At 39.2% G+C, this 17,509-nt stretch carries 13 protein-coding genes; 6 read left to right on the plus strand and 7 right to left on the minus strand.

Going from position 1 to position 17,509, the window contains the following annotated elements; genetic code table 11:
- Window positions 1–18: 18 nt before the first annotated feature.
- From J678_RS12535 to J678_RS12560, 6 genes are all read right to left on the minus strand, one after another.
- Window positions 19–2,013 carry a MacB family efflux pump subunit gene (locus J678_RS12535; protein WP_004710652.1) on the minus strand — a complete coding sequence of 665 codons (1,995 nt, stop codon included), beginning with the start codon at window positions 2,011–2,013 and terminating at the stop codon, window positions 19–21.
- 2 nt (window positions 2,014–2,015) lie between these two features.
- Window positions 2,016–3,356: a MacA family efflux pump subunit gene (locus J678_RS12540; RefSeq protein ID WP_002053440.1), complete on the minus strand. Its 1,341-nt coding sequence runs from the start codon at window positions 3,354–3,356 to the stop codon at window positions 2,016–2,018.
- Between the two features lie 107 nt (window positions 3,357–3,463).
- Complete coding sequence (gene holA, locus J678_RS12545; protein WP_002053357.1) at window positions 3,464–4,453, minus strand: DNA polymerase III subunit delta; 990 nt, start codon at window positions 4,451–4,453, stop codon at window positions 3,464–3,466.
- A gap of 20 nt (window positions 4,454–4,473) precedes the next feature.
- A complete protein-coding gene (lptE, locus tag J678_RS12550; RefSeq protein WP_002053498.1) occupies window positions 4,474–4,983 on the minus strand; it encodes an LPS assembly lipoprotein LptE in 510 nt (169 codons plus the stop codon).
- A gap of 27 nt (window positions 4,984–5,010) precedes the next feature.
- Complete coding sequence (leuS, locus tag J678_RS12555) at window positions 5,011–7,635, minus strand: leucine--tRNA ligase (RefSeq protein WP_031996951.1); 2,625 nt, start codon at window positions 7,633–7,635, stop codon at window positions 5,011–5,013.
- A 187-nt stretch (window positions 7,636–7,822) separates the two neighbouring features.
- A complete protein-coding gene (locus tag J678_RS12560) occupies window positions 7,823–8,176 on the minus strand; it encodes a DUF4124 domain-containing protein (RefSeq protein ID WP_017393911.1) in 354 nt (117 codons plus the stop codon).
- Window positions 8,177–8,679: 503 nt separating this feature from the next.
- Here J678_RS12560 and J678_RS12565 point away from each other — a divergent pair.
- The 5 genes from J678_RS12565 (at window position 8,680) to J678_RS12585 (ending at window position 15,494) form a co-directional block, all read left to right on the plus strand.
- Window positions 8,680–10,404 (plus strand): acetolactate synthase 3 large subunit, encoded by a 1,725-nt coding sequence (locus tag J678_RS12565; protein ID WP_002053493.1) that lies wholly within the window; start codon window positions 8,680–8,682, stop codon window positions 10,402–10,404.
- A complete protein-coding gene (ilvN, locus tag J678_RS12570; protein ID WP_001215920.1) occupies window positions 10,404–10,895 on the plus strand; it encodes an acetolactate synthase small subunit in 492 nt (163 codons plus the stop codon). The genes J678_RS12565 and ilvN overlap by 1 nt, the downstream gene beginning before the upstream one ends.
- Before the next feature lie 32 nt (window positions 10,896–10,927).
- Window positions 10,928–11,944: a ketol-acid reductoisomerase gene (gene ilvC / locus J678_RS12575; RefSeq protein ID WP_002053209.1), complete on the plus strand. Its 1,017-nt coding sequence runs from the start codon at window positions 10,928–10,930 to the stop codon at window positions 11,942–11,944.
- A 327-nt stretch (window positions 11,945–12,271) separates the two neighbouring features.
- Window positions 12,272–14,326, plus strand: a complete 2,055-nt coding sequence (locus J678_RS12580) for an EAL domain-containing protein (protein ID WP_004710647.1) — start codon at window positions 12,272–12,274, stop codon at window positions 14,324–14,326.
- Window positions 14,327–14,930: 604 nt separating this feature from the next.
- Window positions 14,931–15,494, plus strand: coding sequence for a TetR/AcrR family transcriptional regulator (locus J678_RS12585; RefSeq protein WP_002053434.1), 564 nt, complete (start codon window positions 14,931–14,933; stop codon window positions 15,492–15,494).
- Between the two features lie 235 nt (window positions 15,495–15,729).
- Here J678_RS12585 and J678_RS12590 read toward each other — a convergent pair whose 3' ends face one another.
- A complete protein-coding gene (locus J678_RS12590) occupies window positions 15,730–16,302 on the minus strand; it encodes a TetR/AcrR family transcriptional regulator (protein ID WP_002053226.1) in 573 nt (190 codons plus the stop codon).
- Window positions 16,303–16,632: 330 nt separating this feature from the next.
- On the opposite strand from J678_RS12590, the gene J678_RS12595 reads away from it, so the two are divergent.
- Window positions 16,633–17,496, plus strand: a complete 864-nt coding sequence (locus tag J678_RS12595; protein WP_004710645.1) for a hypothetical protein — start codon at window positions 16,633–16,635, stop codon at window positions 17,494–17,496.
- Window positions 17,497–17,509 lie beyond the last annotated feature (13 nt).

Below are 17,509 nucleotides of genomic sequence, written 5' to 3' on the forward strand. Positions count from 1 at the left end.
AAAGACATGCAATTTTCCTTATTCTCGTGATAGTGCTGCAACAGGGTCAAGTTTTGCGGCATTTTTGGCAGGCAAGAAACCGAATACGACACCAATCAGTGTTGAGCAAACAAATGCTGCCACAATCGAAGTCGTTGAATATGCCACTGCAAAATTACCTGCGGCTACTTTGTTAATAAGTTGTCCTAACCCCAGCGAAAGTAATACGCCGAGAACACCACCAATTAAACACACTAAAATTGCTTCAATTAGGAACTGTTGCAAAATATCACTTTGTCGAGCACCGACAGCCATACGTACACCAATTTCTTGCGTACGTTCAGTTACCGAAACCAACATAATGTTCATTACACCAATACCACCAACTACCAGAGAAATGACCGCAATTGCTGAGACCAGAAGGGTCATGGTGCTGGTTGTTTTCTCAATGGTTTGACGGATACTGTCACTGTTCATAGTGAAAATATCTTGGGCACCATGTCTCTGCGTTAATAAATTAACGATGGCGTTTTCAGCAGCGCTGGTCGAGTATTTATCATTAATACGTACAACAATATTACGGACATGTGCCTGACCTAACATACGGCTCATGACCGTGGTATATGGCATATACACATTAAGCGTATCATCTGAGCCCATACTACTGGTCTGAGGTTCGACAATGCCGATAATACGAGCCGGCACACTACCTAGTAAGACCACTTGCCCGATTGGGTTAGTACCATCACTAAAGAATTGTTTTTGCGTATTCGTGTCAATCACTACATCTTGTGAACGGTCACGTACACTACGTTGATCAAAAGTTTGACCATCTTTAAAAACCAGACCTTTTACATCAAAAAAATCGTTACTTACGCCATTAATGGTCGCGTTCGCTTCATTTTGTTGATAACGCATAGTTTTGGATGTGCTGACCATTGGGCTGACCGCACTCACATAAGGCTGCGTCATTAATGCATCGGCATCGGCAGGTACCAATGTTTTAAAATTGGCCGTCTTGGAGTTATCACCAAAACCACGCCCTTGGAATACGGTAATTGTGTTAGTACCGAGGCCGCTAATATTTTCCAAAATCTGCTTTTGTGAACCATTACCCAGTGCGACCACCGTTACGACAGATGCAATACCAATAATAATCCCGAGCATGGTTAAAAAGGTACGCATACGGTGGGCATTCATAGACAGCAATGCCATTTGGAACGCCTCAGATAAGCGGTCTAAAGTTGAACGCCAAGCTGAAATGCTTTTACCTTTTTTCTGCTTATTTTGTAGAGCAGGGGCAGCATCGGGGTCAGATTTAACTTCTTCTGTAGATTGGTCTGGAACATTAGGACGGTCACTAATAATTTCTCCGTCACTAATTTCGATAATACGCGTTGCATTTTTCGCAACTTGCATATCGTGCGTGACCAAAATAATGGTGTGGCCAGCCGCATTGAGTTCACGCAAAATTCGCATTACCTCAATACCACTATGTGAGTCGAGTGCACCTGTTGGCTCATCGGCTAAAATTACATCACCACCATTCATTAAAGCACGGGCAATTGAAACACGTTGCTGTTGACCACCTGAAAGTTGGCTTGGTCGGTTTTGTGTTTTTGTGCCTAAACCTAACTCGGTAAGTAAGGCAGTTGCACGCTGTTTACGATCTGAAGGTGTAACACCTGCATAAACAGCCGGAACTTCAACGTTACCTTCGGCTGACAAGTCACCAAGTAAGTGATAGCGCTGGAAAATAAAGCCAAAATATTCACGGCGTAATTGGGCCAACTGGTCAGGTTCTAGCTTACCGGTTTCTTGACCATTAACCTTGTAACTACCACTTGTTGGGCGATCCAGACAGCCCAAAATATTCATGAGCGTTGATTTACCAGAACCAGACTGGCCGACAATCGCAACCAGTTCACCTTCATAAATGGTCAGGTCAATGCCTTTTAAAATTTGAATCGTGCTTTCGCCAGCAGGGAATTCCCGGACCAGATTGCTGACTTCAAGCAAAGCTTGTTTTGTCATGCTTACATTCCCATTGGACCATTACGGCGACGGTTATTGCCACTATTTGCAGAGGCAGCAGAGTTTTCTGAACTATCCGCAATTACAACTTGATCACCTTGTTTTAATCCGGCAAGTACTTGTGCATTTACACGGTTATTAATACCTACCAAAATTTGTGTTGGTTTAGTTGTGCCATCTGCTTGTAAAACACGAACTACGCTCAAGGTTGCTTTACCTTGTTCAATAAGTTGTTTTTGTTCAGGAGTTAAGTTTAAGCGTTCTAAACGGGCACCATTACCTGAATGTTTTCTTTCGGCATTTGGAGTTGAAGCCGCTTTATCTGCTGACTGACCAGGTTTTTTCTGACCAGAAAATTGTTTGCTACTTAAGGCAGAAGATGGAACCAGTAAGGCATTTTTTGCTGAATCTAATACGATATAAACTTGAGCAGTCATATCAATACGCAATTTGCCATCTGTATTTGGAACGTCGAATAAAGCGTTGTAGTAGACAGCTGAGCTACTGGTTGAACTTGTAGTACTGTTTGACTCACTAGAAATTGAATCTGGTGCTGGCTCAATCTGACGTAATGTCGCATAACGCTTACTGTCATCGCCTAAAGTAGTGAAGTAGACTTTTTGACCTTTTTCTACTCGCATGATATCCGCTTCACTTACCTGCGCTTTAATCGTCATATTTTGCAGTTTTGCAATCTTAACGATCGTTGGAGCACTTTGGTTCGCGTTTACGGTTTGGCCTTCTTCAGTCACAATCGCAACAACGGTACCATCAGTTGGCGCAACAATACGGGTATAACCAATATTTGTTTGTGCTGTTGAACGAGTAACTTTCGCAGACTCGATTTGTGCATCTAATGCTTTGACTTGTGCTTGGGCTGTTTTATAAGCAGCTTCAGCTGACTCTAAATCTGCACGAGGTGTCGCATCTTGAGCATACATTTGTTGCTGACGACGATATTCGAGTTGCTTTTCATTTAAAGATGCCACTTGTTGAAGGCGCTGTGCCTCTAAGTTTTTAATATTGGCATCAGATGTTTTTAAACTGTTTTCTTGGGTGGTTGAGTCAATTTGTGCAATAAGTTGACCTTGTTTCACTTGATCACCAAGCTGCACATACATCTTTTTAACCTGACCGGATACCTGAGCACCGACACTAATGAGCTTGGTTGCATCAAGCGTACCGGTTGCAAGTACATTATTCTCAATATCTCCGCGAGTTACCTCAGCTGTAATATATTGAGGCTGCTGCTGTTTAGGTTTAAAAAACTTCCAAGCTAATGCAGCAATAACGGCTATACAGACGACAATAATAACGAGTTTAATGGGCTTTATTTTTGGCATGGCGAGAGGTCGAAAAGTCTAAAATTTTAATTAGTATAAGAGTCAATTGAGGATAAAACGTGAATTTTTATGATATTTCAACAAAGCAGACAAAGGATTTGGCCGCTCTATTGTATAAATAATGTTTTCCCACACAACTCGGCAATCGCTTGTTGCATTAAATGTTCGGCATTTTCATTCGACATGCCTTTAATTGCCGCATCGATTTGCAAGAGTAGAGCAGACCATCCCAAAAATTGCTGTGGATTGAGTCTTCTTAAAGCTTGTTGGTATAAGCTAACTTTGGTTTTCCAAATACCGAGTTGCAATGCATTGTGTGGCTGTTCAAACAACTGCATTAATAAACGCATTTCTTTACTTAATGTCCATAAGATCAGACTTTCTGGTTCACCCGAACCAATTAAATATTGGAAAATCTTAATAGACTGAGCAAGATTGCCTTCTAATAAAGCATCGCTTAAATCATAAGTGGTGTAACGAGACTGATCTTGCAAACAAGCATATAACTGTTCAATTTGAATCAGTTTCTGGTCTGGGAAAGTATCTCTTACGCGCATCAAACTATTTTTAGCAGCGAGTAAATTGTGCTCATGATGCTGCATGAGCCACTGCCAAGCGTCATTGTCGAGTTGAATTTCGAGCTTTTCTGCTTCAGCAGCTAAAATTCTTTGGCGGTCTTGCGGATAGTTTGCAGTAAGAGCAACAACAACGCCGTTTGCTTCAACAACTTGGAAAAAAGCAGACTTTAAGCTACTGCTATCTTGTTTGGGTAAAACAATTAACAGCAGGTTGGTTTCATTATGCTGAATATAACTTTTAAGCTGTTTTAAACCATTTGCATCGGGCTTGATATTGCCGTGAACTTCAATAGCAAGTTGCTGTGAAAATAAAGACAAGCTGTTCAGGGCATTAAAAACATTTTTCCAGTCACTCACACTACTAATATCATAGCGCTGTCTTTCAATGTCTTGTTGCTGCCAGCTTTTACGGAAAGTATCTAGTAAGTTTTGTTCAAGTAATGGTTCCTGACCATGCAGGATCCACGCACCCCGAGCTTCCGGAATGCGTTTAAGGGCTTGTAAGTAGTCAAGTTTCATTACTAAAGAATAGATAAATCTTATGGTTGAGCTTTTGGTAAGCGATTAGCTGAAATTTGACGAGTAATTTGCTGAGCAATGTCATCAATCACAATACGTTGCAAGTAACCTTCTTGCTGGTTTTCAGTGTTGACAGTTGCCAAGTCGTATTGATAACTACGAGCTGCGGTTAAAGTACGTGGCTCGGTAATTTTATTCCCTTGACGGTCTTCAATTTGGAAAGTCACAGTCAGACGTAATAGAACTTCTGTAAGCTTACCATTTAGAAGTTGACGACGAGGCGTGTACTCTAAAACATGAAGAACATAGGCGTCGTTGTCATTGGTGAGCTGAACGCCATTTGCTGTTAAGTACACTTTTAATTGTGTTTCTAAGTCATCGGTTTTTGCCGGTAACTCAAGGCTCAACTTTTTATAAACAAGTGGAGTCGCAGTCGGGTTAGTTCCTTTTAAATGGAAACCACACCCGACTAAGCCTGCACTAAGGCCTAAGGTTAAAACAACAGCGGCTAAACGTTGGGCTAAGTGCATGCTTGATCCTCTCATTAATACCTGTAATTAAACCACGAGGTTAACCAATTTGTTTGGAACCACAATTTCTTTTTTGGTTGGTCCTGTTAAGAACTGTTGAACTTCTGGTAACGCTTTAGCTTGAGCTAATAATTCATCTTTAGAAATATCAACAGAAACTTCAAGTTTACCGCGAAGTTTACCATTTACTTGTACAACAATCGTTTGGGTATTGCGTGTTAACGCAGAAGCATCAACTTCAGGGAAAGTTGCTTCTGTTAAGTCCGTACCAAACTGAGCCAATAAAGTCTGGCTTAAATGCGGAGCAAATGGAGCAAGCAACGTTAACAATGTTGTGATTGCTTCACGTTCTACAGCAACGTCGTTGTCATCTTTTGCTTCAAACTTATTGCTTGCGTTTAATAATTCCATTAATGCGGCAATTGCAGTATTGAATGCATGACGACGTTCAATATCATCACTTACTTTTTGAATCGTTTCGTGAGTCTTACGACGTAAATCTTGAGCGTCTTTAGACAAGTTTGCCGTATCGATTGCAGTTGCAGCGTTTCCTTTTTCAAGGAAGCTTGCTACCAGACGCCATACACGTTTCAAGAAACGGTTTGCGCCTTCAACACCTGCATCAGACCACTCTAAAGATTGATCTGGTGGAGCAGCAAACATCATAAATACACGTGCTGTATCTGCGCCGTATTGATCAATAATGGCTTTTGGGGCAATACCGTTATTTTTCGACTTAGACATTTTTTCTTGTCCGCCGATAATCACTTCTTGACCATCACCTGAATATTTTGCAGAAATGATGCGACCTTTCTCATCACGTTCTAATTCGATGTCAGCAGGGTTGAACCAAGTTTTCTTACCATTTTCGGCTTCACGATAGAATGTATCTGCAAGCACCATGCCTTGAGTTAACAAGTTGGTAAATGGCTCATTACCTTGTACAACGCCTTCATCACGCATTAATTTGTGGAAGAAACGTGCATAAAGTAAGTGAAGAATCGCGTGTTCAACACCACCAATATATTGGTTTACAGGAAGCCAGTTTTGAGCTGCTTCAGGTTTAACCATACCGCCAGTGAAGTCTGGAGATGCATAGCGTGCGTAGTACCAAGATGACTCTACGAATGTATCCAATGTATCTGTTTCACGGCGTGCATCGCCACCACAGCAAGGACATTTCGTTTCATAGAATTCAGGCATTTTATTAAGCGGGTTACCTGAACCATCTGGAACAACATCAGTTGGTAATACAACCGGAAGTTGGTCTTCTGGAACTGTGACTTGACCACAAGTATCACAGTTAATCATTGGAATTGGACAACCCCAGTAACGTTGACGAGAAACACCCCAGTCACGTAAACGGAATTGAACTTTAGAGTTTGCTAAACCTTGTGGTTCTAATTTCGCAAGGAATGCGTCAAACGCAGCTTGGAATTCTAAACCGTCAAACTCGCCAGAGTTAACAAGTTTACCTTCTTTAGAACCGTACCATTCTTGCCACTCAGTTGCAGAGTAGTCTGCATCGTCAGCGCCTTTGGCATCAATCACTTGCTTAATTGGCAAGTTGAACTTGTTCGCAAATTCAAAATCACGTTCGTCATGTGCTGGTACAGCCATTACTGCGCCAGAACCGTAAGACATTAATACGTAGTTTGCGATCCAGACAGGAAGCTCTTCACCAGTGACAGGATGTTTTACAAACAAGCCTGTTGCCATGCCTTTTTTCTCGGCTGTTGCCAAGTCAGCTTCTGCAACTGAACCCATGCGGCATTCTTCAATAAATGCAGCTAATTCAGGGTTATTTTCAGCAGCTTTAAGCGCAAGAGGGTGTTCTGCGGCAACAGCAACGTATGTCACGCCCATAAGCGTATCAGCACGTGTTGTATACACAGTTAAGCCGTCAGCATAGATTTCGGTATTGGCAGATGGGAAAGTAATTTCCATACCTGTAGAGCGACCAATCCAGTTACGTTGCATGGTCAACACTTGTTGAGGCCAGCCGTCTTGTAGGGTATCTAGGTCGTCTAATAATTCTTGTGCATAGTCCGTAATACGGAAGTAGTACATTGGAATATCGCGTTTTTCAACCAATGCACCAGAACGCCATCCGCGACCATTTTCAACTTGTTCGTTTGCCAAAACTGTTTGGTCAACCGGATCCCAGTTTACTGTTGAAAGTTTACGGTAGATCAAACCTTTTTTATAAAGCTGAACAAACAACCATTGTTCCCAGTGGTAGTACTCTGGTGTACACGTTGCAAATTCACGGTCCCAATCAACAGATAAACCTAATTTTTTTAATTGGTCACGCATATAAGCGATGTTTTCAAATGTCCATTTTGCCGGAGCAACTTTATGGGCAATTGCAGCGTTTTCTGCAGGCAAACCAAAAGCGTCCCAACCCATAGGTTGTAGTACGGTTTCGCCTTTTAAACGATAGAAACGGCTAATTACATCGCCAATTGTATAGTTACGCACATGACCCATGTGCAGTTTGCCACTTGGGTAAGGGAACATTGACAGGATGTAACGATGTTTACCTTCGACAGTGTCGGCAACTTTAAAGACTTTACGATTTTCCCAATCTTGTTGGACGGATGGTTCAATCGTGTTTGCTTGATATTCTGGGTCAATGTGAGAAATAGTCATAGACGTAAGCTATACAACGAAAATTGAAATGAAAGATTGCTGCACAGCATAGCGCAAAATAGAGGAAAATGTCAGTTTTTAGATCACGATTTTATCTTTTAATATGCGCTATAAAAATTTCCCAACTTATTCTTCTTTATTTTAAATCCGAGAAGAGTGGTGAAAGTATTCACCACTCTCATTTTACTTATCGTGGTGCTGAAGCTGATGGAGCAGGTGCGGGTGCAGCAGATGGAGCTGCTACTGCAGGTGCAGTTTTTTCCTGCATGGCGTTAGCTGCTTCTGGTACGGCTTTATCTGTTTTAGTCTGAGCTGGTTGTTCTGGGTTTGATGTCGGATTCTTTACAGAAGGCTGGGTACCGTAAGTTGAAACTTTGTTCAAATGTTTCGCACCCTTAGGTGGTGGCGTCGTGGTGTAATGTGTCGAGCCGTTTTTATCTACCCATTTATAATATTGCTCGGCTTGACTTTGAGTTGAGCAAACTAAAATTGCTGTGGTGATTACTGTATATAAGCTTGTTTTTAAATAAGATAAATTCATATTAGATGTTCCCCAAAAAATACTGACTATATTTAAATAAAGTTCATAAATAAGCAATTTAGAATGCATGGTTTTATATAAAAAAGAGTGTTTTTTTAATAAAAATGGAGAGGGAATGAACAAATTTACGGCTTAATATTAGATTAAAAAAACAACAGCTAAAACTTTTTATGGAAAAACCATTTCTTTATTCTTGACTTTGTATATAGAAACAACAAAAATGCTTTCTCTAGTTTTATATGTATTTACTCGATCACCCTTCGAATAAATATCATGTTTTGTAATAGACATTCTCTCTAGCCGAGAGATTGATTTTACTAAAGTATGTATATCCAGACATGCTTTATTAATGTTAAAACAGCTTATACGGCTGAAAAACAGAAATTTTTCTATTGCAACGAAAACTAGACAATATGTGTGCTATAACAGTGCAGACAATTCAATGAATGAAACACTATTTGTGCCTTCCATAAATAGTGATAAAAATTTTAGGGTGAATCACGTTGGAACTTTTATCTGGTGGTGAAATGCTCGTTCGTGCTCTTGCGGACGAAGGCGTTGAACATGTTTTTGGTTATCCAGGCGGCGCTGTATTACATATTTATGATGCGCTATTTCAACAAGACAAAATCAATCATTACCTCGTGCGCCATGAGCAAGCTGCTGGTCATATGGCAGATGCCTACTCGCGTGCTACAGGTAAGACTGGCGTAGTACTGGTCACTTCTGGTCCGGGCGCAACCAATACAGTAACTCCAATTGCAACAGCTTATATGGACTCAATCCCAATGGTGATTTTGTCTGGCCAGGTTGCATCACATCTGATTGGTGAAGACGCTTTCCAGGAAACTGACATGGTTGGTATTTCACGTCCTATCGTGAAACACAGCTTTCAGGTCCGTCACGCGAGTGAAATCCCTGCAATTATTAAAAAAGCATTCTATATCGCGTCAAGTGGGCGCCCTGGTCCAGTTGTAGTTGATATTCCTAAAGATGCGACGAACCCTGCAGAAAAGTTTGCCTACGAATACCCTGAAAAAGTGAAGATGCGTTCATATCAACCGCCTTCACGTGGCCACTCTGGTCAAATTCGTAAAGCAATTGATGAATTACTTACTGCAAAACGTCCTGTTATTTATACAGGCGGTGGTGTCGTACAAGGTAATGCTTCTGCATTATTAACCGAACTTGCACATTTACTTGGTTATCCGGTAACTAACACACTTATGGGGTTAGGCGGATTCCCGGGCGACGATCCACAATTTATTGGCATGTTGGGCATGCACGGTACATACGAAGCCAATATGGCAATGCACCATGCAGATGTAATTTTGGCGATTGGTGCGCGTTTTGATGACCGCGTAACAAATAACCCAGCCAAATTCTGCCCGAACTCAAAAGTGATTCATGTCGATATCGATCCTGCGACCATTTCAAAAACGATTATGGCGCATATTCCGATCGTTGGTGCAGTAGAGCCTGTTCTTCAAGAAATGTTGGCACAGTTAAAACAGTTAAATGTGTCTAAACCAAATCCTGAAGCAATTGCGGCTTGGTGGTCTCAAATTAATGAATGGCGCAAAGTTCATGGTTTGAAATATGAAAACCCATCTGATGGCACCATGAAGCCACAGCAGGTTGTTGAAACTTTATATAAAGTAACCAATGGTGATGCCATCATTACTTCTGACGTTGGTCAACATCAGATGTTTGGTGCACTTTATTATAAGTACAAACGTCCTCGTCAATGGATCAACTCAGGTGGTCTTGGCACCATGGGTGTTGGCTTACCTTATGCAATGGCTGCGAAGCTTGCTTTCCCTGACCAACAAGTTGTTTGTATTACGGGTGAAGCTTCAATTCAGATGTGTATTCAGGAACTTTCAACCTGTAAACAATATGGCTTGAACGTAAAAATCTTGTGCTTGAATAACCGTGCTTTAGGTATGGTAAAACAATGGCAAGATATGAACTATGAAGGTCGTCATTCAAGTTCTTATGTTGAGTCATTACCTGACTTTGCCAAGTTAATGGAAGCTTATGGTCATGTAGGCATTCAAATTAATCATGCCGATGAACTTGAATCTAAGCTTGCAGAAGCAATGGCCATCAATGATAAATGCGTATTTATCAACGTTATGGTTGACCGTAGCGAACACGTTTATCCAATGCAGGTTGCAGGTCAATCTATGCGTGACATGTGGATTTCTAAAGGGGAGCGCATTTAATGAGACATATTATTTCTGTACTCGTTGAAAACGAAGCTGGTGCGCTTTCTCGTTTGGTGGGCTTATTCAGCCAACGTAACTACAACATTGAAACTTTGAATGTTGCACCAACCGAAGATCCGACATTATCGCGTTTGACGTTAACGACTTATGGCGATGACCATAAGATCGAACAAATTACGAAACAGCTCAACAAACTTGTTGAGGTGGTAAAAGTAGTTGATTTATCAGAAGGTTCACACATTGAACGTGAACTCATGCTAATCAAAGTAAAAGCATTAGGTGCTTCACGTGCCGAAATTAAGCGCACTGCGGATATTTTCCGTGCGCAAATTGTAGACGTGACACCAACGACCTATACCATTCAAATAGCAGGGACAACTGAAAAATTAGATGGTTTTATCGATGCGCTTGCAGAAAACACCATTCTTGAAGTCGTTCGCTCAGGTGTATCAGGTATCGCCCGTGGCGAAAAAGTTTTAGCCATTTAATTTTTTTAAAAGTATTTTAGCGGAGAACACAAATGCAAATTTTTTACGATAAAGACTGTGACTTATCAATCATCCAAGGCAAGAAAGTTGCGATTATTGGTTACGGTTCTCAAGGTCATGCTCATGCACTTAACCTTAAAGACTCAGGCGTAGACGTAACTGTAGGTTTACGTGCAGGTTCAGCTTCTTGGAAGAAAGCTGAAAACGCTGGTCTTAAAGTTGCTGAAGTTCCAGCAGCAGTTAAGCAAGCTGACCTCGTAATGATTTTGACTCCAGATGAATTCCAATCACAACTTTACCGTGACGTGATTGAGCCAAACATCAAAGAAGGCGCGACTTTAGCATTTGCTCATGGTTTCTCTGTTCTATATAACCAAGTTGTTCCACGTAAAGACTTAGACGTAATCATGGTTGCGCCTAAAGCTCCTGGTCACACTGTACGTTCTGAATTCCAACGTGGTTCAGGTGTTCCTGACCTAATTGCGATTCACCAAGATGCTTCTGGTAATGCACGTAACGTTGCACTTTCTTACGCTTCTGGCGTAGGTGGTGGTCGTACAGGTATTATCGAAACTTCATTCCGTGAAGAAACTGAAACTGACTTATTCGGTGAGCAAGCAGTTCTTTGTGGTGGTGCAGTTGAACTTGTTAAAATGGGCTTCGAAACTTTGGTTGAAGCTGGTTATGCACCAGAAATGGCTTACTTCGAATGCTTACACGAACTTAAGTTAATCGTTGACTTGATGTTCGAAGGCGGTATCGCTGACATGAACTACTCAGTTTCTAACAACGCTGAGTACGGTGAATACGTAACTGGTCCTGAAGTAATTAACGAACAGTCTCGTGAAGCTATGCGTAATGCATTAAAACGTATTCAATCTGGTGAATACGCGAAGATGTTCATCCAAGAAGGTGCGTTGAACTACCCATCTATGACAGCTCGTCGTCGTCAAAATGCTGCACACGGTATTGAACAAACTGGTGCTAAATTACGTGCGATGATGCCTTGGATTCAAGCAAACAAGATCGTAGATAAAGAGAAAAACTAATACTCTTTTCTATTGTTTAAAAAGACCCTGCTTCATGCAGGGTTTTTTTATTTTAGAGCAGCTAAAATAAGCTTAAAAAAACATCATTAAGGTCAATTGACCTAGATTTAAGAAATCCTATATTTTTCATATAATTGGATGCTTAATTTTTGTTTACTTTATTGATTTCTAAAGTAAAAAATACTTGACCAAATGTTAGATAATGTTATTGTTTATAACTGACCAAAAAAGTCGAATTTACTATTTTTCTTTAACGTGTTTAATTGTATTTTGTGCAATGAATTGAACAAAATAAAAAAAAGTATTGAATAATCATGGAAGTCCAATATGGGTCATGTTGATTACGATAGCACATTGATCGTCGGCTCTTTTATTGCGGCTGGCGCTATTTGCTATATTGTGATTTCCATGGAGCAACTAATATTTAAGCAAGCCTATCAAAAGATTGAACCGCTTATTTTATTATTTAATGGATTATTACTCGCTGCGGCTATTAGTATTGTCCATATTGTTGGCATGCATGCTTATCATTTATTTGAAACTGCCAACGCTAATCTTTCTTTAATTACGCTTTCTTTTGGTATTAGTGCTGTACTTTCTTGTGTGGCAATTTGGCTCACTTCCCGTTTTACACTACCATTATTTAGGTTGGTTTTAAGCTCAGTCATTATGGGCATTGGTATTTCAGCTTCATATTATGTAAGTATGCTGGGCTGGAATATTGATATTTATAAGAAAGATTACACCTCATTTCTCATTTTATTTTCTGTCTTAATTGCCATGAGTGGTTCAGGTCTAGCTTTTTTGTTGGCCTATAAATTAAAAGAGAGCGAGCGTAATCGAGTAAGTTTAAAACTCGCTTTTGCAGTCATGATGACTTTAAGCATTATGGGCATGCACTATACGGCACTCATTGCGACCAATATTACCGATAAATTTGTGAGCCAATATCAGGCTGAACATGACCTGTTGCTGTTTACTATTATTCTGGTTACATGTCTGGTGCTGGTCGCGAGTTTTATTGTCGCCGTGCTGGAACAACGACTGAACCAACGAAATTTAGAACTCCGTAAAGCCAATAAAGAACTCGCCAATCTCTCCATTCAAGATAACTTAACTAAATTACCAAACCGACTTTATTTAGTTGATTACGCAGAAGTTCTTTTATCAGATCATCGTTATAAAGACCAGAAAATTGCTTTTCTCTATATTGATTTAGACCGTTTTAAATCGGTAAATGATGCCTTTGGTCACCACATTGGTGATCAACTCCTTATACAAATGGCCAATCGCTTACATTGGCAACTCAATGAAAAGTGTAAGTTGCTTAGGATTGGCGGTGATGAGTTTTTATTAATAGCTGAAAATACCGATACTGAAGAGGCAATGCAACTTGCTGAAAAAGTATTGCAGCTTATTCAAGACAGTTACCAGATTTCCGGTAAAGAAATTAATATTTCGGCAAGCCTTGGCATCGCATTGTTCCCTGAACATGGGCAGAATGTTCAAGACCTGCTAATGAATGCCGATGCTGCCATGCTGATGTCTAAAGAGCAGGGCCGCAATACTTACACCGTCTTTAGTTATTCAACCCACCAACAAGAAACCAGAAGTCAGTCAAAACTGATCAATGATTTATATAAAGCAGTCGAAGAAAAACAATTTGTTCTCTATTACCAACCGAAGTTTAATACCAATCTTGAGATTTGTGGGGTTGAGGCGCTCATTCGCTGGAATCATCCATCTTTAGGTATGCTGACACCACACATGTTTATTGGTGGCGCGGAAAAGACGGGTTTAATTATTCCAATGGGATATTGGGCGCTTGAACAAGCTTGCCAGCAAATTCAGGAATGGGAACGCAGCAATACGCAGTTTTATCCAATCGCAGTCAATTTATCGGCTTTGCAGTTTGAAAATAAAAAGCTCTTTAGTACCCTCGAAGGCTTGTTAAAAAAATACCAAATTAAGCCTCATCACCTCATTATTGAAATTACTGAATCAACTGCAATGCGGCATATCGACTTAAGCATTCGTGCTTGTGAGCGGCTGCGTGATATGGGCATTCGTGTCGCAATTGATGACTTTGGAACAGGGCACTCAAGCTTCTTATATTTAAAAGACTTACCAGTCGATGAGCTTAAAATTGACCGTGGTTTTATTGTCGATTTAAAACCGGGCTCCAAAGAAGAAGTCATTTTAGAAAGTATTATTCATTTGGCGAAAAAGTTAGGTTTAACCGTAACAGCCGAAGGGGTGGAAACTCAGCAGCAAGTCGAAATTTTAACGCGTTTAGGCTGTCAGCAGTTCCAAGGTTACTTGTTAGGAATGCCTGTAAATGTAGGGCAATTGATTCAGTCACAAGGCGCTCATTTTGTTTAACGAACTTGTGATAAATTTTAAAATTACAACTTTATATAATATCTAAAATAATAATTTAGTTAATCTAATGAAAAATAATAAGAATTTTGAAAACTTGTCATAAATTCCACATTGACACTTCTAAACTCTCAGATTATCCTTTGCCTGCTGGCCTACATTGCCAGGTGGTTTTGACAGACCACATACGACCGCATCAGAGTTTTCCCGTCTGAGGGATAGTTCTGTGTGTAAGCTCCTCGTCTCCTCCCGTAGCGGTAGGACGGGAGAGGGACACCTTCGGGTGTGCTGGCGTCGTACCAGTCTGTCAACCCTCTTTCGTTCTGCCACCATAATTCTTTATTAATGCTTTGGCAGAACTCCCCATATAAGGAGTTGGCTGTGCATACTTTTTTTACACCTCCCGATTAGTCTTTAGCGTTGTTTGATCACTTTCGAGTTTTCAGGCTTTAGTTCGTCACGACTAAAAAATCATATCAACAATAAAACTTGAGATGCCTTAGGGCCATCTTTGGGGCCTTTACATGCTTTTTTTGCCTAGAGTAAAAGTTGCGGCTGTTTTATCTCATTTAGACACAACAACAAATTATTTTATAACGGTACATATATGCCATATTCAGATCTCTCATTTCGCGCGTTAAGTGTGCTTCATACATCTCGTTATCTTTTTAATGACCATGGTTTTCACAACGTTGGTGTAGACCGCATTGTAGAAGAAGCGGAAGTGACCAAAACCACGTTTTATAAATATTTTCAGTCTAAAGAGCGGCTTATTGAAATGAGTTTAAACTTTCAAAAAGATGCTTTAAAAGAAAAAGTCTTCTCAATTATTTACACACAAAAAGATTTAGTGGTGCGTGAAAAGTTAAAGGAAATATTCTTTTTACATGTCAATCTGGAAGGGCATTATTATTTGCCATTTAGAGCTATTTTTGAAATTGAAAAAATTTACCCTACAGCCTATCAAGTGGTTATACAGTACCGTCAATGGTTAATTGATGAAGTTTATAAATTGCTTTTAACAGCGAAGAACGATGCTACTAAAAAAGATGCTCATATGTTTTTATTTGTAATTGATGGTGCCATTATTCAACTGCTAGATGAAACAAAGGCTGATAATAGAGAACTGTTATTGCAATATATTTTAAAAAGTATTTTTCTTAGTGATTAATTAATTAAATAGATGAGCTTAACTAACATTAGAGTTTTATTAATAAATTTTTTTTAAGAAAAGCTTGAGCTTATATAAAATAAGGCCGCTATGCATTTAAAACATAACGGCCTAATCTATATATAGCTAAAAAGATGAAACAAGTCTGTTCATGTAAAAGAGTATGTATTCAAGCTTTCGTATGGGTTAAAACAAGGTTTATTTATGAGATAGCATCATAAATAATTAAATCTATTTACGCAGCCGCACAGCTCTGCGTTGTTTCAAGCTCAATGAGTTTATTTATATAAGACCATGTTCTTTCAGCATTAATTTCTGGTTTATTAATGGTGCCATCAATAATAAGTCCATCAATAATATTTAGAAAAAGGCTGCTTAGAACTGTTGGATCTTCAATTTCTAGCTCTAAAAACATAGAGACTACTAAGTCGTAAATCCATTGTCTATATTGGTTCACTTGGCTTTTAATGGATGGATACATTTGTAAAACTTCTATAGTCGCTTTTTTAAATAAACAACCATAAAAATCTTCAGTGTTAATCCAGTCTATATACCAGTTAAAAACATTTTTAAGTTTATTTAACGGATCATGTGCGCGGTTTACCTTTTCTAGTAAAGAAGCCTGCACTTCCAAAATTCTTCGCTGAAGGCATTCTTCAATTAAAACTTCTTTAGAAGAGAAGTACTTATAGAAAGTCATTTTTGCAACATTGGACTCAGCAATAATTTTGTCTACCCCAATTGAGGTATAACTTTTCTGATTAAAAAGGGTCATTGCTGTTGTTATAATCGTTTCTCTTTTTGACATTGGTTGCCCCGTCATAGATATTTTTTGATTAACTTTGCTATTGTAAAGTATGAAAGCTTAAATAAAACTTATTTTATGATATTTAAAAAATTATATTTATTCAATAGTTTGGTTTATTTTAAAAAACAATAATATATATTTTTTATTGGCAATAGTTTACTTTTTTAAATAATATTAATTAATCCATTGATTTGTTGAGATAATAAACATAATATCGACTCGTTAAGTATGGGTATATGGAATTTATCCTTTTAGCAATTGAGTGCGAAATGGAAATAGAGGGATAAGCCTTAGCTTAACTATAAGAAAAACTTTTTATTGAGAATGATTATGTCAAAAAAATTTGAAGACTTTGATAATCCAAGACAAAAAGCATTACAAGGTATGAAAAATAGTATTTCTGCCCAACAGTGGGAAGAAAACTTACAATTTCTCAAACAGTTAAGGAATAGAATTGCACATTTACCAGTAAGTCATCATCCAGCCATTGAAATATTAAATAACGGTTATCTTGATAAACAAACCTTGACACGTATTCATTTAGAATATCGTCATGCCATCGTACAAATTTTTACTGATGCTTTATTACAGGCACAGTTTTTAACAAAGCAATTGGAACCAAAGCTTCACTCTGGCGCCAAAATGTTTCCACGTGTGTTATTAAGCCTAAATATATTAGATGAATTTGGTTTTAGACCGGGTTTGGGTAAAGATAATTATTATTTAGGAAACCCTGAATACGCACATTATCCATTATATGAAGATTTATTAAATGACTACGGTTTGTCTGAGGACGACCGCCGTAATTATAAACCTTCAAAAATTGCAGATCAGGTGAGAACATTTTTAGAAGCTTCTTATGATAGCTATATGAATGTAGTGGCTTTATTGGCTGTAGCAGAAGAAGAGGTTATTCTTTTTAGCCCGCCATTAAGACAAGCCACCAAGTTCGTTAATATTGATGTTGAGGGTGGTGGTTATTATCACGTCCACGGCGTCTCAACAGATGAAACAGCAGAAGCTGCTGATGATGATCATCAAGACGACTTGTGGTTTGCATTAGCACAAGCGATTACCAAAGATGATTATGAAAGCTTGACCAAACTATGTCTTGATTATTGTGCGTTGTGGACTGAGTTTTGGGATGCCCAAATTGCCGATGTTCATTTTATTGAAGAAAAGAAATTGGCATAAGTTTTTTAAGTTC

Source organism: Acinetobacter sp. 1424608, assembly GCF_000588255.1.
Classification (GTDB): domain Bacteria; phylum Pseudomonadota; class Gammaproteobacteria; order Pseudomonadales; family Moraxellaceae; genus Acinetobacter; species Acinetobacter nosocomialis.